The sequence below is a fragment of the Caldimonas tepidiphila genome (genome assembly GCF_003569765.1).
GTDB classification, from domain to species: Bacteria; Pseudomonadota; Gammaproteobacteria; order Burkholderiales; family Burkholderiaceae_C; genus Caldimonas; species Caldimonas tepidiphila.
The window spans coordinates 200610-218676 of sequence record NZ_QXMG01000002.1; the positions used below are offsets into that span (position 1 = coordinate 200610).

At 70.8% G+C, this 18067-nt stretch carries 16 protein-coding genes; 8 read left to right on the top strand and 8 right to left on the bottom strand.

Going from position 1 to position 18067, the window contains the following annotated elements; genetic code table 11:
• The first annotated feature begins 19 nt into the window (after window positions 1-19).
• Complete coding sequence (locus tag D3A59_RS06580) at window positions 20-1648, top strand: FAD-dependent oxidoreductase (RefSeq protein WP_119154102.1); 1629 nt, start codon at window positions 20-22, stop codon at window positions 1646-1648.
• Between the two features lie 5 nt (window positions 1649-1653).
• A complete protein-coding gene (locus D3A59_RS06585) occupies window positions 1654-1848 on the top strand; it encodes a DUF2783 domain-containing protein (RefSeq protein WP_119154103.1) in 195 nt (64 codons plus the stop codon).
• A gap of 35 nt (window positions 1849-1883) precedes the next feature.
• Here D3A59_RS06585 and pqqE read toward each other — a convergent pair whose 3' ends face one another.
• From pqqE to pqqA, 5 genes are all read right to left on the bottom strand, one after another.
• Window positions 1884-3029 (bottom strand): pyrroloquinoline quinone biosynthesis protein PqqE, encoded by a 1146-nt coding sequence (gene pqqE, locus D3A59_RS06590; RefSeq protein WP_119154104.1) that lies wholly within the window; start codon window positions 3027-3029, stop codon window positions 1884-1886.
• Window positions 3023-3325, bottom strand: a complete 303-nt coding sequence (pqqD, locus tag D3A59_RS06595) for a pyrroloquinoline quinone biosynthesis peptide chaperone PqqD (protein ID WP_119154105.1) — start codon at window positions 3323-3325, stop codon at window positions 3023-3025. The genes pqqE and pqqD overlap by 7 nt, the downstream gene beginning before the upstream one ends.
• Window positions 3322-4095: a pyrroloquinoline-quinone synthase PqqC gene (gene pqqC / locus D3A59_RS06600; RefSeq protein WP_119154106.1), complete on the bottom strand. Its 774-nt coding sequence runs from the start codon at window positions 4093-4095 to the stop codon at window positions 3322-3324. The genes pqqD and pqqC overlap by 4 nt, the downstream gene beginning before the upstream one ends.
• Window positions 4096-4125: 30 nt before the next feature.
• The gene (gene pqqB / locus D3A59_RS06605) at window positions 4126-5034 is read right to left on the bottom strand and encodes a pyrroloquinoline quinone biosynthesis protein PqqB (protein WP_119154107.1); all 909 of its coding nucleotides are present in this window, start codon (window positions 5032-5034) and stop codon (window positions 4126-4128) included.
• A gap of 67 nt (window positions 5035-5101) precedes the next feature.
• Window positions 5102-5176 (bottom strand): pyrroloquinoline quinone precursor peptide PqqA, encoded by a 75-nt coding sequence (gene pqqA / locus D3A59_RS26840; RefSeq protein WP_119154144.1) that lies wholly within the window; start codon window positions 5174-5176, stop codon window positions 5102-5104.
• A 182-nt stretch (window positions 5177-5358) separates the two neighbouring features.
• Between pqqA and D3A59_RS06615 the strand changes: the two genes are divergently transcribed.
• From D3A59_RS06615 to D3A59_RS06630, 4 genes are all read left to right on the top strand, one after another.
• Complete coding sequence (locus D3A59_RS06615) at window positions 5359-6318, top strand: alpha/beta fold hydrolase (protein ID WP_119154108.1); 960 nt, start codon at window positions 5359-5361, stop codon at window positions 6316-6318.
• Window positions 6315-7730 carry a sensor histidine kinase gene (locus D3A59_RS06620; RefSeq protein ID WP_119154109.1) on the top strand — a complete coding sequence of 472 codons (1416 nt, stop codon included), beginning with the start codon at window positions 6315-6317 and terminating at the stop codon, window positions 7728-7730. The genes D3A59_RS06615 and D3A59_RS06620 overlap by 4 nt, the downstream gene beginning before the upstream one ends.
• Entirely contained in the window at window positions 7727-8380 is a 654-nt protein-coding gene (locus tag D3A59_RS06625; protein ID WP_240635970.1) for a response regulator, read from the top strand. Before D3A59_RS06620 ends, D3A59_RS06625 begins: the two co-directional genes overlap by 4 nt.
• A 638-nt stretch (window positions 8381-9018) precedes the next feature.
• Window positions 9019-11484 (top strand): beta-glucosidase, encoded by a 2466-nt coding sequence (locus tag D3A59_RS06630; RefSeq protein ID WP_240635971.1) that lies wholly within the window; start codon window positions 9019-9021, stop codon window positions 11482-11484.
• A gap of 217 nt (window positions 11485-11701) precedes the next feature.
• Here the strand turns inward: D3A59_RS06630 and D3A59_RS06635 are convergent, their stop codons facing one another.
• Entirely contained in the window at window positions 11702-12595 is an 894-nt protein-coding gene (locus tag D3A59_RS06635; RefSeq protein WP_119154111.1) for a LysR family transcriptional regulator, read from the bottom strand.
• A gap of 434 nt (window positions 12596-13029) precedes the next feature.
• Between D3A59_RS06635 and D3A59_RS25250 the strand changes: the two genes are divergently transcribed.
• Window positions 13030-13461 (top strand): FadR/GntR family transcriptional regulator, encoded by a 432-nt coding sequence (locus tag D3A59_RS25250; protein ID WP_157991418.1) that lies wholly within the window; start codon window positions 13030-13032, stop codon window positions 13459-13461.
• A 319-nt stretch (window positions 13462-13780) separates the two neighbouring features.
• Here the strand turns inward: D3A59_RS25250 and D3A59_RS06645 are convergent, their stop codons facing one another.
• Entirely contained in the window at window positions 13781-15430 is a 1650-nt protein-coding gene (locus tag D3A59_RS06645; RefSeq protein ID WP_157991419.1) for a tannase/feruloyl esterase family alpha/beta hydrolase, read from the bottom strand.
• Between the two features lie 313 nt (window positions 15431-15743).
• Between D3A59_RS06645 and D3A59_RS06650 the strand changes: the two genes are divergently transcribed.
• The gene (locus D3A59_RS06650; protein ID WP_119154114.1) at window positions 15744-16523 is read left to right on the top strand and encodes a GntR family transcriptional regulator; all 780 of its coding nucleotides are present in this window, start codon (window positions 15744-15746) and stop codon (window positions 16521-16523) included.
• A 24-nt stretch (window positions 16524-16547) separates the two neighbouring features.
• Here the strand turns inward: D3A59_RS06650 and D3A59_RS06655 are convergent, their stop codons facing one another.
• Window positions 16548-17999, bottom strand: a complete 1452-nt coding sequence (locus D3A59_RS06655) for an aldehyde dehydrogenase (protein WP_119154115.1) — start codon at window positions 17997-17999, stop codon at window positions 16548-16550.
• Between the last annotated feature and the right edge of the window lie 68 nt (window positions 18000-18067).

Below are 18067 nucleotides of genomic sequence, written 5' to 3' on the forward strand. Positions count from 1 at the left end.
GAACGGGAGGAGACAGCCCATGTTGCAGACCTACACCTATCCCGAGTTCGCCTACCGGCCGTCGCCGGAGCAGCGCGCGGGCGTCACGAGGCGCCACTCGGTCGTCATCGTCGGCGCCGGCCCGATCGGGCTGACCGCCGCGCTTGACTGCGCCGCGCGCGGCATCCCGGTGGTCGTGCTCGACGACAACAACACCGTGAGCGTCGGCAGCCGGGCCGTGTGCTACGCGAAGCGGCCCCTGGAGATCTGGGATCGGCTCGGCGTCGGCGAGCGCATGGTTGAGAAGGGCGTGAGCTGGAAGGTGGGCCGCGTGTTCTTCAGGGACCGGCCTGTCTATGCCTTCGACCTGCTGCCCGAGGCGCATCACAAGATGCCGGCGATGATCAACCTGCAGCAGTACTACCTGGAGGAGTACCTGGTCGAGGCCTGCGATGCCAGCGAGCTGGTCGACCTGCGCTGGAAGCACCGGCTGCTGAGCCTGCAGCAGGAGGCCGACCATGCCGTGCTGACCGTCGAGACGCCCGACGGCGTGTTCCGCATGGAGGCCGACTGGGTCATCGCCTGCGACGGCGCCAACAGCGACACGCGCCGCATGGTCGGCGCGGAGTTCACCGGCCAGTTCTTCCAGGACCGCTTCCTGATCGCCGACGTGATCATGAAGGCCGACTTCCCCACCGAGCGCTGGTTCTGGTTCGACCCGCCCTTCCACCGCGGGCAGTCGGTGCTGCTGCACCGGCAGTGCGACAAGGTGTGGCGCATCGATTTCCAACTGGGCTGGGATGCCGACCCGGTCGAGGAGAAGAAGCCCGGGAACGTCATCCCGCGCATCCAGGCGATGCTGGGCAAGGACGTGGAGTTCGAGTTGGAGTGGGTCTCGGTCTACCAGTTCGCCTGCCGGCGCATCGACCGCTTCCGCCACGGCCGCGTGATCTTCGCCGGTGATGCCGCGCACCAGGTCTCGCCCTTCGGCGCGCGCGGCGCCAACACCGGCGTGCAGGACATCGACAACCTGGCGTGGAAGCTCGCGCTCGTGCTCGACGGCAGGGCGCCCGAATCGCTGCTCGACAGCTACCACGAGGAGCGCGCCTTCGCGGCCGAAGACAACCTGAAGAACTCCACGCGCTCGACCGACTTCATCACGCCCAAGAGCCGCTCGAGCCGCCTGTTCCGCGACGCGGTGCTGGAGCTGTCCGAGACCGAGCCGCTGGCGCGACCGCTCGTCAACAGCGGCCGCTTGTCCACGCCCACGCCCTACATCGACTCGTCGCTGAACACCGCGGACGAGGCCGGTTTCGCCGGGGCGATGCGACCGGGCACCGCCTGCGCGGATGCCCCCGTCATGGTCGGCGGCAAGCCCGGCTGGCTGCTGAACCAGCTCGGCGACGGCTTCACGCTGCTGGCATTCGGCAGCAGGCCGGTGGCGAGCTCGGTGGAGTTCGGCGGCGTGCCGGCCCGCGTGCTGAGCGTGGGCCTGGACCTCGTCGACAGCGAGGGGCTGGTCGCGAAGCGCTACGACGCCGAGCCCGGCACCGTCTACCTGATCCGCCCGGACCAGCATGTGGCCGCGCGCTGGCGCGGCTTCGACGCCGCGAAGATCGAGGCGGCGCTGGCGCGCTGCCTGGGCTTCCAGACGAACAGCAAGGAGTGAGCGCGATGACGCTGATCCGTCAACCCAACATCGCCGACCCCGACGGCTTCTACGAGGAGCTGATCGAGAGCCAGCGCGGCCTCGACGACGAGCAGGCGGCGCTGATGAACGCGAAGCTCGTGATCCTGCTCGCCAACCACATCGGCGACCGCGAGGTGCTCGGCGAGGCGCTGCGCACGGCGCGGCCGAAGGCCGGCTGAGCCGCGCGGGCCCGGGCGGCCCCCGGGGCCGTGCCTCAGAACGGCCGCCCGAGCGCCCGCGAGGCCTGGGGCGAGCGGAACACGATCGGCTGCGCGGGCGGCTCCCCGGCCTCGGCCCGCGCGACCGCCGCGTCCACCTGCGCACGCTGCGGCGACTTGGCACACACCGGGTCCGCCGCCGCCGGGTCCTGCGCGAGCATGTAGGCCTGGCAGCGGCAGCCGCCGAGGTCCTTCTCGCGCTCGTCGCAGTCGCGGCACGGCGCCTTCATCCATGCGGTGCCGCGGTAGCGCGAGAAGCCCTCGGAGCGGTGCCAGATCTCCTCGAGCGGCGTGTCGACGACGTTCGGGAAGGCCAGCCCCGGCAGCATGCGCGCGGTGTGGCAGGGCAGCGCGGTGCCGTCCGGCGTGACGGTCAGGAACACGTTGCCCCAGCCGTTCATGCACTTCTTCGGCCGCTCGGCGTGGTAGTCGGGCACGACGAAGAAGATGCGCAGCCGGTTGCCGAGCCGCTCGCGCCAGCGTCCGATCGCGGCCTCGGCGCGCGCGATCTGCGCGCGCGTGGGCAGCAGGTGCTCGCGGTTGACCTGCGCCCACGAGTACATCTGCACGTTGGCGAACTCGAGGTAGCTCGCGCCGCATTCCAGCGCCAGCTCGACGATCGCGTCGACATGGTCGATGTTGAGCCGGTGCACGACGCAGTTCATCACCATCGGGATGCCGCGCTCGCGCACCGCCGCGGCGACGCGACGCTTGAGGTCGAAGGTGCGGGTGCTCGACAGGAAGTCGTTGACCTCGCGCGTCGAGTCCTGGAAGGAGAGCTGCACGTGGTCGAGCCCTGCCTCGCGCAGCGCGTCGAGCCGCGCGTCGGTGAGCCCCACGCCCGAGGTGATCAGGTTGGTGTAGAAGCCGAGCCAGCGCGCCTCGCCGACCAGCAGCTCCAGGTCCTCGCGCAGCAGCGGCTCGCCGCCGGAGAAGCCGCACTGCACGCTGCCGAGCGCGCGCGCCTGCCGCAGCACGCTGCGCCACTGCGCGGTGTCGAGCTCGCGCTCGTGGTTCGCGAAGTCCACCGGGTTGTAGCAGAAGGCGCAGTGCAGCGGGCAGCGGTAGGTGAGCTCGGCGAGCAGCCACAGCGGCGGGCCGGCGTGCCCGGGGGCCGGTGCCTGCGCGGGCGGGCTCAGCATGCGAGTTCCAGCCAGCCCCGCCCGCGCGCGAAGGCGAAGAAGCCGAGCACGTCCTCGCCGAGGCCGGGCGGGTCGCCGCAGCTCGCGCGCAGGTCCTCGATGAGCGCGGCGATGTCGCGCACCCCGTCGCAGCGGCGCAGGATCTCGGCGGCGCTGTCGTTCAGGCGCACCAGGCCTTCCGGGAACAGCAGCACCCACGATTGCTGTGCCGGCTCGTACTGCAGCCGCGTGCCGTTCGCGAGCCGCGGCACCGCGGCCTCGGACAGGACCTCCTGCGCCGGCGGCGGCGCGCTCATGCCGTGGCCTCGCCGTGCCGGGCGATCTCCGTGACGTCGCCGGCGCGGGCCGCGAAGCTCACGTCGCTGCAGCCGAGCATGATCGCGTCGGCCATCGACCACAGCACGTCGAGCTTGAAGCTCAGGATCTCCATCGCGCGGTCCTGCTGCTCGCGGGTGCGGAAGTGCTCGAGCGTGACCTGCAGCCCGTGCTCGACGTCGCGGCGCGCCTGCGTGAGCCGGGAGCGGAAGTAGCGCAGGCCCTCCTGACGGATCCACGGGTAGCGCTGCGGCCACGAGTCCAGGCGCGACTGGTGGATGTGCGGCGCGAACAGTTCCGTCAGCGAGGAGCAGGCGGCCTCCTGCCAGCTCGCGCTGCGCGCGAAGTTGACGTAGGCGTCCACCGCGAAGCGCACGCCCGGCTGCACGCGGCGCTGCGACCAGATCTCCTCGCGCGACAGGCCCACCGTCTCGCCGAGCGCGACCCAGGCCTCGATGCCGCCTTCGTCGCCGTCGCGGCCGTCGTGGTCCTCGATGCGCTGGATCCAGCGGCGGCGGGCCTCGCGGTCCGGGCAGTTGGCGAGGATCGCGGCGTCCTTGCGCGGGATGTTGATCTGGTAGTAGAAGCGGTTGGCCACCCAGTCGCGGATCTGCTCGGGCGCGAGCAGCCCCTCGTGCATGCGGCGGTGGAAGGGATGGTGGATGTGGTAGCGCGCGCCCTGGGCGCGCAGCTGCCGCTCGAACTCCTCGGCCGGCCAGGCGGCGGCCTCCTGCTTTTCTTCTTCCCGCATGTCGTCTCGCTCCGGTGGATCGGGGGTGGGTCAGAACTCGATGCTCAGGCCGTCGTGCGCGACCTCGATGCCCTCGGCGTCGAGCCGCAGGCGTTCGTCCGAGTCCTCGTCGAGGATCGGGTTGGTGTTGTTCACGTGGATCAGGATGCGGCGCGCCCGCGGGTAGCGGCTCAGCGCCTCGATCATCCCGCCCGGGCCCGACTGCGGCAGGTGGCCGATCTCGCGGGCGCGCTTGGAGGACACGCCGAGCGCGATCATCTCGTCGTCGCTCCAGAAGGTGCCATCCACCAGGATCACGTCGGCGCGCTGCATCAGCGCATCGACCTGCGGCTCGATCTCGCCGAGGCCCGGCGCGTAGAACAGCGAGCGGCCGCTGGCGCGGCTGCTCACGAACAGGCCGATGTTGTCGCCGGGCTCGGGCGCATGGCGGTGGGGCGAGTAGGGCGGGGCGGCGCTCGACAGCGCCACCGCGCGCCACTCCAGCCCGGGCAGCCCGTCCACCTCGAAGGGCCGGCCGTCCGGCTCGATGCAGTGCCAGCGGCTGCCGCAGTAGTGCTCGAGCACCGACAGCAGCGGATTGCCGCTGCTCAAGTCCTCGCGCACCTGCCGCGTGGTCCACAGCGGCAGCGGCCGGCCCTCGCGCAGCATCAGCAGGCCGGTGGTGTGGTCGATCTGCGCGTCGACCAGCATCACCGCGCGGATGCCGGTGTCGCGCAGCGCGCGCGCCGGCTGCAGGAAGGGCGCGGCGCGCAGCTGGGCCAGGATGTCGGGCGAGGCGTTGACCAGCACCCAGTCGTCGCCCTCGCCGATCGCCACCGAGGACTGCGTGCGGGCGCGGGCGCGCAGCGTGCCCGCGCGCAGGCCCGAGCAGTTGCGGCAGTTGCAGTTCCACTGCGGGAATCCGCCACCCGCGGCGGAGCCGAGTACATGGAGTTTCATCGGGAAAACCTTGCAGATGCGGCACGGCCGGCGCGGCGGGGGCCGCGCCGGCCGTGCAGCGGTGCGATCAGCGCGCCGCGATGTACATCGTGATCTCGAAGCCGAAGCGCATTTCGACAGCTTGGGGTTTTTGCCAGTTCATGAAAATCTCCGGAAGGATTAGTCGATTCGTGGAACAGCGGACATCGCATCTCGCGGTGCCGGGGATATTCTGCGGCGCGGGAATCGCGGGCCACAGCGCGCGGCGCGTGATTCAGTGCTCATGAATTTCATGAAGCGATGGCCGGGAAACTACCGGGTGATTCACGCCCTTACACTGGCGGCATGCAGGAGACGTATCGGGCCGCGCAGGCGGTGGAGTCGGGAATGCTCGCGGTCGGCGGCGGCCATCGCCTCCATTACGAGCTGTCGGGCGCCGGGGACGGCATCCCGGTGCTCTGCCTGCACGGCGGCCCCGGCAGCGGCTGCGGCCCGCGCCTGCGCTCGCTCTACGACGGCACGCGCCATCGCATCGTCTGCTTCGATCAGCGGGGCGCCGGGCGCAGCGAGCCGCAGGGCGAGACGCGCGACAACCGCACGCCGGACCTCGTCGCCGACATCGAGCGACTGCGCGTCCACCTCGGCGTCGACCGCTGGCTCGTCAGCGGCGGCTCCTGGGGCGCCGCGCTCGCGGTGGCCTACGCGGCCGCGCACCCGCAGGCGGTCGGCGCGCTGCTGCTGCGCTCGGTGTTCCTGACCGGCGACGCGGACCTCGACTGGTTCTTCGGCGAGGCCGCCGCCGCCGTCGCGCCGCGCGAATGGGCCGCGCTGCGCCGCTGCTGGGACGCGCCGCTGCAAGGCCGCGACGTGCCCGCCGCGCTGGCGCGGGCGCTGGACGACGCGGGGCGCGCCGGCGAGGTCGCGCAGGCCTGGCGATGCTACGAGGCGGCGCTGTGCCTGCCCGGCGCGCCGCCGCCGGCCCCGCCGGCCGACGCGGCGGGCCGCGCCGCGCTGGTGGCCAAGTACCGGCTGCAGGCGGCCTACCTGTCGCGGCGCTGCGACCTCGGCGAGGAGGCGCTGCTCGCGGCGGCCGGCACGCTGCGCGGCCTGCCCTGCGTGGTGCTGCATGGCACCGCGGACCGCGTGTGCCGGCCGCTCAACGCGGCGCGGCTCGCCGCCGCGATCGACGGCGCGCGGCTGCAGTGGATCGAGGGCGCCGGCCACGATCCCTTCGACGCGGCGATGCAGGCGGCCTTCACCGGCTGGCAGCGCCGCTTCCATCCTGACGGCGGCTTCGGCTCGTGAGCCTGCGGCTGCGGCTGAACCTGGCGATCGCGCTGCTGTCGCTCGCCTTCATCGGCGTGATGGCGGCGCTGCAGGTCGAGGCGACGCGCCGCAGCGTGCGCGAGGAGATCGACGCCTCGCACCGCATCGCGACCCAGCTGCTCGTGCAGGTCGACCGGGCCTATGCGCAGGGCGACGAGCAGGTGCTGCTGCAGTTCCTCGGCAGGCTGGGGCGGGTGCGCTCCAACGAGCTGAGCCTCGTCGGCGACGACGGCCGGGTGCGCTACCAATCGCCGCCCTCGCCCTACCGGGTGGGGCAACAGGCGCCGGCGTGGTTCGACGCGCTCGTCTCGCCGCCGCTGCAGCCGCGCGAGGTCCGCATCCAGAACGCGACACTGCGCATCGTGCCGATCGCCTCGCGCGCAGTGCTCGACGGCTGGGACGACGTGCGGCTGCTGCTCGGCGCCGGCGCCGGCTTCATGCTGCTGACGCTCGCAGTGGTGGCGTGGCTGGTGGCGCGGGCCACCGCGCCCTTCGAGCGCATCGAGAAGGCCCTGGTGGAGCTCGAGGGCGGCGCCTGGGGCACGCGCGTGCCGCCGGTGCGGGGGCGCGAGGCCTCGCGCATCCGCGACGCGATCAACCGCGTCGCGGAGACGCTGCCGGAGCGGATGGCGGCGCGCGCCGCCGAGCTCGCCGCGCGCGAGCAGCTCGAGGCGAGCCGCGCCTTCGGCGAGCAGCTGCAGTCGCGCATCGAGCAGGAGCGCGCGATGCTCGCGCGCGAGCTGCACGACGAGTTCGGGCAGTCGGTCACCGCGATCCGCAGCCTCGCCGGCGCGATCGGCCGCCGCGCCGGGGACGATGCGACGATCGGCGACGCCGCAGCGCTGATCGACGATGCCGCGCGCCGCAGCTACGCCGGGATGCAGCGCCTGATCGCCAACCTCAGGCCGATGGCGCTCGACACGCTGGGCCTCGGCGCGGCGCTCGAGGACCTCGTGGCGCGCTGGCAGGCGCAGCCGGACGTGCCGCGGCTGGCGCTGCGGGTCGAGGCGCCGCTCGACGGCCTGTCGCCCGCGGTGTCGCTGGCCGCGTTCCGCATCGTGCAGGAGGCGCTCGGCAACGCGATCCGGCACGCGCAGGCCTCGGCCGTGACGATCGCGCTGCTGCGCGAGGGGCAGGGGCTGCGGGTGCGGATCGACGACGACGGCGCGGGCCTGCCGTCCGCGCCACCCGCAGCCGGCAGCGGCAACCTGCGCGGCGGCTTCGGCCTGCACAGCATGCGCGAGCGGGCCGAGGTGCTGGGCGGACGGCTCGCCGTCGGCGCCGCGCCCGGCGGCCGCGGCACGCGGATCGAGGCCTGGCTGCCCGACGGCGGCAGCGGGCGGCATCCCGCCGGGACGAGGCATGCGCAGCAGCAGGAGGAGGCGACGTGATCCGCGTGATGATCGTGGACGACCACGCGATGGTGCGGGTCGGTTTCCGGCTGCTGCTGCAGTCGGTGCAGGACATGGAGGTGGTGGCCGAGGCCGACAGCGGCGCCGAGGCGCTGCGGCTCTACGACGCGGTGCGCCCCGACGTGCTGATCATGGACGTGGCGATGGGCGGCGCGAGCGGCCTGGACGCGACGCACCGCATCCTCGCGCGCGACCCGCAGGCGCGCGTGCTCGGGCTGTCGGCGCACGAGGACAGCAGCTTCGTGCGGCACATGATGAAGGCGGGCGCGCTCGGCTACCTGTCCAAGCGCAGCGCGCCGGAATCGCTGCTCGACGCGGTGCGCGCGGTGCATGCGCGCCGGCCCTGGATCGACCCGCTGCTCGCGCAGCAGCTCGCGCTGCAGAGCGTCTGCGGCACCGGGGACAGTCCGCTGTCGCGCCTGTCGGAGCGCGAGTTCGAGGTCTTCCTGCACCTCGCGCGCGGGCTGTCGGTGAACCGCATCGCCGAGCTGCTGTCGCTGTCGCCACGCACCGTCGGCACCCACCTCTACAACGTCAAGCACAAGCTCGAGGCCGGCAACCAGGCCGAGCTCACGCTGATCGCGATCCGCCAGCGCCTGATCGAGCTGCCGGGGGCGGGCGGGGGCTGAGCAGCGCATCGAGGCTTTTGCCGGATCTGCTTCCGGATATCGGGCCGGATCCTTCGGGATGGCCGCATGGCTGCGCGGCGAGCGCGCCCGGCCTCCCGCGGAAAAGAGCAGAAGAGATTTGATCCGGTCGCGGCATTACGGCCTTGCTTCCGGCGAACCGTCCTCTGGCCGATCTTGTCTTGCCGCCATTCGGGTGGGCAAGAGCCGAGGGGGCCGTGTGCATTGCCGAAAAGGACGCAGGCGTTCCGCAGGGAGCTAAGAAAAGCTGGCGGGTCTCCCTCGCGACTGTCTGGCTCCGAGGAAATCCACCCCTATTCCAAGTCCCCTCTGCGAATTACCGAAAAGGTAAGGGGTGCAACAAAAATGGAAATGGACGGTGGGGGAGTGGATGAAGAAACTGCTCGCCTGGCAGGGAACGAAGAAGTCTTCGCGACCTTGTTAACGTTAACACCAATAGGTGCGGCACTCTCACCACGATTCTTGGAGACAGTAGAAAAATGCAAGCACGATTCATCGCAAGGAAGACCGTCCTCGCACTTGCGGTCAGCGCAGCGCTGTCCGTCGGCCTCGTTGCCTGCGGCGGTTCGGATGGCGGCGGCCCGGACGGCAATGTCCCCGTTCAGGCAAGCCACGCCTGGATGACGGCGGCCATCGTTGCCCAGCAGACCGCGGCCAAGTCGGACGCGGACAAGGAGGCGGTGGCCAACCGGCGCGCCAAGCTGCTCCTTGCGGCGATGACGCTCGAGCAGAAGATGCAGCAGCTGACCGGCGCCATGCCGGAGATCGTGCCCGAATTGCCGGAGTGCTACGGCGCCCGGCACGTCACCGGCATCGCCGAGCTCAGCATCCCGACGCTGCGGATCACGAACGGCCCGGTCGGCCTCGGCCAGAACGACTGCGTGGCGGCGAGCCTGTACGACGACGTCAAGGCGGGCAAGACCCGCTTCACCGTCGCCTACACCCATCCCTCGTCCGCCAAGGCGACGGCGCTGCCGTCCGCGCTGGGAGCGGCCGCGTCCTTCGATCCCGCGGTGGCCGCCGCGTACGGCGATGTCATCGGCACCGAGATGAACAACCTGGCGCTGCACGTGTTCGAGGCGCCCGGCCTCAACATGGCGCGCATCCCGGTGCTCGGCCGCAACTTCGAGTACTTCGGCGAGGATCCCTACCTCACCGGCGTGATGGGCGTGGCCGAGACCAAGGCCGTGCAGGCCAAGGGCCTGATCGCGATGCCGAAGCACTACGCTGCCAACGAGCAGGAATCGAACCGCATGAACGTCCAGCAGACCGTCGATCGACAGGTGCTGCGCGAGTTGTACCTGCTGCCCTTCGAGATGGCGGTGAAGGACGGCAAGGCCGCCTCCCTCATGTGCGCCTACAACTTCGTCAACGGCGTGCAGTCCTGCGAGAGCAAGGAACTGCTGACCGACGTGCTGCGCAACGACTGGGGCTTCACGGGCTACGTGCAGTCCGACTTCTTCGCGATGAAGAGCACCGTCGGCACGATGCAGGCGGGCATGGACCACGAGATGCCGATCCCGCAGTACTGGTCCCCGACCAATCTCTCCGCCGCCCTGGCCTCCGGCGGGATCAGCACCGCGATGATCGACAAGGCGCTGGAGCGCCGCTACACCCAGATGTTCAAGTGGGGCATCTTCGATCGTCCGCTGAAGCAGACGCCCATCGATTTCACCGCCAATGGCCAGGCAGCCCGCGACATCGGCACGAAGTCTGCCGTCCTGCTGCAGAACAACGGCGCGCTGCCCTTCGCCTCCACCGTGCGCGAGGTCGTGATCTTCGGCAAGGCGACCCAGGTCTATGCCCAACAGGCGGTCGCCGGCGGGGTGATGGTGGGCAAGCCGATGGGCGCCGGCGGAGGAAGCTCGGACGTCGTTCCGAACTACACGGTGACTCCGGTCGAAGGCATCAAGAACACGCTGAAGGCGCTGGGCAACACCACGGCCGCCGTGCGGCTCATCCTGGTCGATGACGCGAACTCGACCGCGACGATCGACGGCCGGACCGTCGCGTTCTCGGAGGCGCTCGCCGCTGCGGCGGCGGCCGACGCGGTGGTCGTGATGGCCGGGACGATCTCGGAGGAGGGCGCGGACCGTCTGACGGCGGTCAGCGCCGGCGGCGGCACGGTGTTCACCCCGGGTGGCGGCAGTCCGGTGCTGGTGGCCCCCGGCACGACGGCAGCCGACGGCAGCAGCCTCGACTGGTATGCCTCGTCCTCGCTGACCTTGCCGGCCACGGTCGACGGCACCAACGCGGTCAGGAACAGCCAGACGGTGGACATGATCAAGGCGATCATGGGTGCCTCCTCGACGATGGCCCGGAAGACGGCGCTGGTGCTCAAGGACAACGCCGGCATCTCCATGGATCCGGCGCTGGTGGGCACCGCAGGCCCCTCCATCCTGGAGGCGTGGTTCCCGGGACAGGAGGACGGCAACATCGTGGCCGACCTGCTGTTCGGCGTGAAGAACCCTTCGGGCAAGCTGCCGGTGACCTTCCCCCTGGTCGGCAAGAGCTTCCTCGACCACGCGACCCCGGAGCAGTTCCCCGGTGTCCTGGCCGCCGACGGCGTCACGCAGACCGTCAGCTACACCGAGGGTCTGCACATCGGCTATCGCTGGTACGACGCGAACATCAGCGGCCAGTGCGCGGTGGTGAACGGCTCGAACCCCTGCGTCGCCTTCCCGTTCGGTCACGGCCTGTCCTACACCACGTTCAGCGTCACTTCGCCGAGCGTGGCCTTGAACAACGCGACGCGGGCCTATGACGTGAAGGTCAAGGTCACCAACACGGGCAGAGTCGCCGGCTCCGAAGTCGTGCAGGTCTACCTGTCGCTGCCTGCCGGCGCCAGCTCGGTGGGCGTGGCGCAGCCGCCGAAGCGCCTGGTCGGCTTCCAGAAGGTCGAGCTGGCGCCGGGTGAGTCCAAGGACGTGACGGTCTCGATCAACCCGTCCGCGAGCAACCATCCCCTGAGCGTCTGGAGCCAGCAGTACAAGATGTGGATCACGCCTGCAGGGACCTACACGGTCTACGCTGGCACCTCGTCGGCACCCAAGGACCTTGCGGTGGCGGGCACGTTCAAGCGCTGATGTCCTTGCATCAAGGGCTGAGCTCTCTACCGATGCGCGAGCACTCCCCGCCGGAAGGCCGGACGCCAAGGCAGAGTTGATCAGCCGCTTCGATGCCGGGAGCGGAACGTGCAGGCCGCTCCCCTCAGCCGGCCGGGACACCCGTCCCGGCCGGCATTCCCTTTCGGAACGGAAACGCTCCGATCCGGGCCCGGCGGGCTGACGGCAGCCTCCCCATCTAACCGGCGTTCACTTGCTCGTCGCGGAACTCCCGCACGGTTTCCAGCAGGGCATGAAGAAGGGGGGAGCGCTCATCCTTCAGATAGAAGCAGTGCAGATCCATGCAGGCCTTGCCCTGCATCTTCAAGGGGCGATAAACGATCCCGGGAAAACGGACGTTGGTCATCGACCCGGGAACGAGCGTCACCGTGGAACTGATGTTGGCCTGGAGCGAGGCCATGATGACGTCGCCACAGGGCGTGGCGAACCGGGGCTCGAAACCATGTCGACGACACAACTCCAGAGTTGTCGCCGCCGCCTCGGGCGAACTGCCGACGGTCCACGTCTGGCCTCGCAGGGCTTCGAAATGGATCACAGGGGTTTCCGCGAGAGGATGGCGCTCGTTGAGCGCCAGCCAGAGCGACTCGCTCGTGACGTGCTCCACCTGGATGTCGGCTTCATCGGGCAATAGCCGTTCGAACACCAGCAGCACGCGCCCTTGACGGAGCGCCAGCACCTGCGCGGGGGTCTGCGCATAGTGCAGCATCAACTCCACGTCGGAGTGCGTCGCCCTGAAGCGGGCCAGCACTTCTGCAACAGGGCCGAAGATCGCCGATCCGTAGACCCCGATATCGAGCCGTCCGAGCTGTCCCAGGCCGGCACGCTTGGCCCGATGCGCGGCCTGCTCGACCATGCCGCGGATGTTGCGCGCGTCACGCAGCAGCGCCTCGCCGGCTTGGGTCAGTTCCATTCCTCGCGGTGTCCGGTCGAACAGCTGGACCCCCAGTTCGGACTCCAGTGCCTGGATCTGCCGGCTCAAGGGCGGCTGGGACAGGTGCAGGCGCTCGGCTGCGCGTCCCAGGTGCCGCTCCTCCGCGACCGCGACGAAATAGCTCAGCTGACGTAAATCCATGAGAGTGAGCTCTTGCCGATTAGGTAAGGAGTCTAACGAAATTGGGAATGGATGTTTTGCGACCGGTGGAGCAGACTGCACCGCGATTCGTGCCGGCGCTTCTCTTCGTCGCGGTCAAGCCGGGCAGAGAGGCAAGTCCGCCCGAATGGCCGTATCTGGCAGGAAAACGCGTGCGTGGGCGCAGGCCTCCCGCGGCGTCAGAGCACCTCCATCCCCGCAAATCCTCCCGAAGAGGAACCGCGAGATTACCGAGCATCATGTCCACCAGACCAGCCCTTTTACCTTCCAGAGGCTTCGGCGAGCCGCAAGGCCGCTTCGACCTCGTCGAGCGTCTCTGTGCCGACGAAGCGCGACGCCCGGGCCGATCGCATCAGGCGGCTTTGCAATCCTCCGGCGCGAGGCGGTCTCCGCATGCGACCGATCCGGCCTTCGAGTTGCGTGTCGCACTGGAGGTCGAAGCCGCGGGGCTCGCGGCGCTTCGACACACCAGTTGCGAGCTCGACGAGATGCGCTCGGCCCTGGACGAGATCCGGCGGGCCGCAGGGCAGGGCGGGAGCATCGATTCCGCAGCGCGCCGCTTCCACCGCGCGCTGGTGGCCGCGACCCACAACGCCTACTTCGACAGCCTGTTCCTGGCGCTCCACGACCAGGCCGACACGCGTTGCTCCTTCGGCGTCCCCGCGGTCGGTGCCGCCTCGTGCGGCTGGCTGCGGCAGGCCTGCCTGGAATACGAGGCCCTCGCGCAGTCGATCGAGGGGCGCGACGCGAGCACCGCGCGGGCCTGCATGCGGGTCCACCTGTCCAACCGCAAGGCCCGCGCCCGCGAGGCCCGCATCGTGACGGCGGTGGCGGTCGACAGCCGCTGATCGGGCAGGACCCCGGCCCGGCTCAGCCGAAGAGCGAGAACAGGGACCAGATCAGCAGGCTCAGCACCAGCGACACGAGGATCGAGCCGAGGCAGCCGAGCTTGTTGGAGAAGAAGACGAACATGCGGTCTCCGCGGGACAGGGGGGATGTCGGGCGCGGCAGCGGGGTGGGACTTCCGGTTCTCGCCGGCCGCGCGGTGGGGCATGGCCGTTCCCCGGCAAGCGGGATGCCGCTGGCGAGGGCGCGCGCCCGGCCAGCGGTGGCGCGGGGCCCGGCGGCCCCGCCTGCCGGGACGCAAGGGCGCCCCGGCTCGACACCTCAGGGGGCCGAGGGCGCCGTGCAGGTGTAGCTCGCCGCCTGGTTCACGTCGCCGCTGCCGTTGTAGCGCGCGTACAGCGGGTAGCGGCACAGCGGGCGCTCGGCGGTCTGCGCGAAGGGCGCGGTAGCGGCGTGCGCGGTCTGCGTCAGCTTGTCGCCTGGGGCCTGGCCCTTCTCGACCCAGTTCTCCAGCACCGTGACCCAGTCGACGCTGGTCGCGGGCCAGCCGCTGCCACCAATGCCGCCGTGGTCGGCCCCCGGCGTGAAGTACAGGCGCAGGAACTGGTCGGCCGTCTGCGGCGTCATCCGCTGCACCACCGAGTCGTGGTAGGCGATGGTCGCGTTCGGGCTGCGCGCGTAGTCGGCGCCGAACTCCTGCATGATGAGCTTGCCGCCGCGGGCATGGAAGGCCGAGAGGTCGGGGTCGGTCGCGTCGATGATCGGCGACACCTGCTGGATGCGCGCCTGCCAGTCGGCCCGGTTGAAGCTCAGCGGGTCGAAGCCCGGCGCGTCCTGCGCGATGAAGTAGCGCACGAACTGGTTGCCCAGGCTCGCGATCCGTCCGCCGTTGGCATCGGTGCCGGTGACCCAGCTGAGCCAGTTGTTGAGCGGGTCGTTCTCGCCGCCCCAGCCCCAGCCCTGGTACTGCGTGACGCCGTTCGCGACGGGGAAGCCGAACTGCATCGGCGTGTGCAGCGCGTTGAGCGTGTTGATCTGCGCGTCGGACAGGCAGGTGTCACCGGTGTCGGCACCGCCGGCGCAACGCAGCACCACCGGGTCGAACTGGCAGGAGCCGTAGTTGGCGATGATGCCGTCTACCAGGCCGTCGGCCGCGACCGTGTCGCCGGCCTGCCGCACGCGGTCCTGGACCAGGTTGACCTCGGCCTCGTTGAGCCAGCCGGCGCCGTTGTTCGCCGCGATCGCCTGCGCGACGCGGTTGCCCTGGAGTTGCAGCCCGGTGAAGCTCAGCACCGGCACGCGGGCGAGCACACCGTCGTAGTCGGCGGGGAAGCGCTGCGCCACCGTCAGGCCCTCGCGGCCGCCCTGCGAGCTGCCGACCCAGTAGGTGCGCGTCGGCGTCTTGCCGTAGCGGCGCTTCATCAGTTCCACCGCGACGTCGCGCGTCTTCTTCATCTGCGCATAGCCGAAGTTCTCGAGCGCTTCCTCGCGCACGCCGAACTGCGCATTGCCGCCGACGTGTCCCGAGTCGCTGCCGAAGGTGGCGTAGCCGCGCGCGAGCGGCACCGGCGCGCCGCGCGGCGCGGACGGCGCCGGGCCGGTCGCGGCCACCACCGTGCCGTTGTAGCCGCTGCCGCCAAAGTGCATCGCCTTCTCGTTCCAGCCGCTCGGCAGGTTGACGCGGAAGTTGATGTCGTAGCCCTTGGTCGCGTCGACCGGTGCAATCGCGCCGCGCACGTCGCAGTGCTCGGGCAGGTTCGTCTCGCTGCTCGCGCGCACCAGCGTCGCGGAGGTGATGCGGGCGCCGCTGCTTGGAAGGCCGATCTGCGCCTTGTCGATGGTGGTGCCGGCGAGCGAGGCGCAGGCCAGCTCCTCCTGCGACATCTTGTCGCCGCCGCCGCAAGCGGCGACGGAGATGGCCACAAACAAGGACGCAGCATAGGCCGTGGGCCTCGGGTGCGGGAACTGCATGGAACGTCTCCTCGGGGATGGTGGGGGCCGGCGACGCGGTGCGGCCGGCCTGTGCTGCCCTTGCCAGAACACGGTCCGGTGCATGCGGGGTTTCCTGGGGGCTGGCAGCGAATGTATACAGTGGAGGCGTGCCGATGAATGGCGGGAGGGTGGTGTTTTCCCTCGATTCCGGCTCGCATACTGGTGAGTCCCCTTGGAATGAGGGGGTGGGCATGAACGAGCGGTGGAGGCGATGGAAGAGCAGCTGTATACAGGGGCTTCACCCGCAGGCGCTCCCTACAATCTGCCGGTCCTCATTGCGTGGAGTGGAGCCATGACCGAGCCCAGGCCGGAACTGCCGGAAGGCGGCACGGAGCCGGGTGACGGCGCGCAGTCGCAGACGGTGCGCGCGCAGATGCGGCTGCGCGAGCTGATCCTCGGCGGCGAGCTCGAGGCCGGCAGCCGCATCGCCGAGCTGGCGCTGGTCGAGCGCCTGCGCATGTCGCGCACGCCGATCCGCATGGCGCTGGTGAGGCTGCACGAGGAGGGCCTGCTGGAGCTGCTGGCGTCCGGGGGCTTCTCGGTCAAGGCGTTCTCGGAGGCCGACGTGCACGACGCGCTCGAGATCCGGGGCACGCTCGAGGGCCTCGCCGCGCGCATGGCGGCCGAGCGGGGCGTGCCGGACGCGCTGCTTGCGCAGGCCCGCGACTGCGTCGCGCGCATCGACGAGCTGCTGGAGCCCGAGGCGCTGAGCGAGGCGCGCTTCGACGGCTACGTCGCCCAGAACGAGCGCTTCCACCGGCTGCTGGCGCAGATGTGCGGCAGCCCCTCGGTGCAGCGCCAGCTCGCTCGCGCGATGATGCTGCCCTTCGCGTCGCCGAACAGCTTCCTGCCGCTGCGCGGACGTGCGCCCGACGGCCGCCGCAACCTGCTGGTGGCGCAGGAGCAGCACCGCGCGGTGCTGGAGGCGATCGCGCGACGCGAGGGCGCCCGCGCAGAGGCGCTGATGCGCGAGCACGCGCGCCTGGCGCGCGGCAAGCTCAGCCACGCGATGCTCAGCCGCGCGCTCGATCAGGTGCCCGGCGCGGCGCTGATCCGCCCGCCGGCGGGCTGAGGCTCGCCCGGCCGGGCAGGGCGCTCAGAACGGGTAGTGCCGATCCGTCGTCTGCATCGTGATCCAGCGCAGGTCGGTGAAGGATTCGATGCCGGCGCGGCCGCCGAAGTGCCCGTAGCCCGACTCCTTCACGCCGCCGAAGGGCATCTGCGCCTCGTCGTGCACGGTCGGCGCGTTGATGTGGCAGATGCCGGAATGGATGCGCCGCGCGACGTTCCAGGCCTTCGCGATGTCGCGGCTGAACACCGCCGCCGACAGCCCGTAGGCGTTGTCGTTGGCGCAGGCGACGGCGGCGTCGGTGCCGTTCACGCGCACGATCGGCTTGACGGGGCCGAAGCTCTCCTCGTGATAGATCGTCATGTCGGGCGTCACGCGGTCGAGCAGCGTCGCGGGCATCAGCGTGCTGTCGGCCTTGCCGCCGCACACGAGCGTCGCGCCCTTGGCCAGCGCGTCGTCGATCATCGCGTTGCAGCGCTCGACGGTGCCCATGTCGACCACCGAGCCGAGCACCACCGGCCCCTTGCGCGGGTCGCCCAGCGGCAGGCCCTGCGCCTTGGCGGAGAGCTTGGCGACGAAGGCGTCGGCGACCGAGGCGTCGACGATGATGCGCTCCGTGGACATGCAGATCTGGCCGGAGTTGGCGAAGGCGCCGAAGGCCGCGCCGTTGACCGCCGCGTCGAGGTCGGCGTCGTCGAGCACGAGCAGCGGCGCCTTGCCGCCGAGCTCGAGCACCGCGGGTTTCAGATGGCGGGCGCACACGCCGGCGATGATCCTGCCCACGCGCGTCGAGCCGGTGAAGTTCACGCGCCGCACCGCGGGGTGGGCGATCATCGCCTCGACCACCGGGCCCGCGTCGGGCGGCGCGTTGGTGACGAAGTTGACCACGCCCGGGGGCAGCCCCGCCTCCTGCAGCGCCTCGATGATGAGGCCGTGCGTCGCCGGGCACAGCTCCGAGCCCTTGAGCACCACGGTGTTGCCGCAGGCCAGCGGCGTCGCGACCGCGCGCACGCCGAGGATCACCGGCGCGTTCCACGGCGCGAGCCCGAGCACCACGCCCGCGGGCTGGCGCACCGCCATCGCGAGGCTGCCAGGCACGTCCGACGGGATGACCTCGCCGTTGATCTGGGTGGTGATCGACGCGGCCTCCTGCAGCATGCCGGCCGCGAGATGGACGTTGAAGCCGGACCACAGCGCCGAGCCGCCGGTCTCCGAGGCCACCGCCTCGGCGAAGGCGGGCGCCTTCGCTTCCAGCGCCTCGGCGGCCTTCAGCAACAGCGCGCGGCGCTGGCCCGGCCCCATCTCCGCCCAGGCGGGAAAGGCCTTCTGCGCGGCCTCGACCGCCTTGACCGCGTCGGCCGGGGTGGCGGCCGGTGCGCGGGTCGCGACTTGGCCGTCGAGGGGGTTGCGGCGCTCGAAGGTGGCGCCCCCGGTGGCGGCGACGCGTTCGCCGCCGATGAGCATGGAAATCTGATTCATGCGAGAGGTCCTCGTGCTTGCGAACTTCCAATGCGGCAGATGCCGGATTTCCCGGTCCCCAGAATACC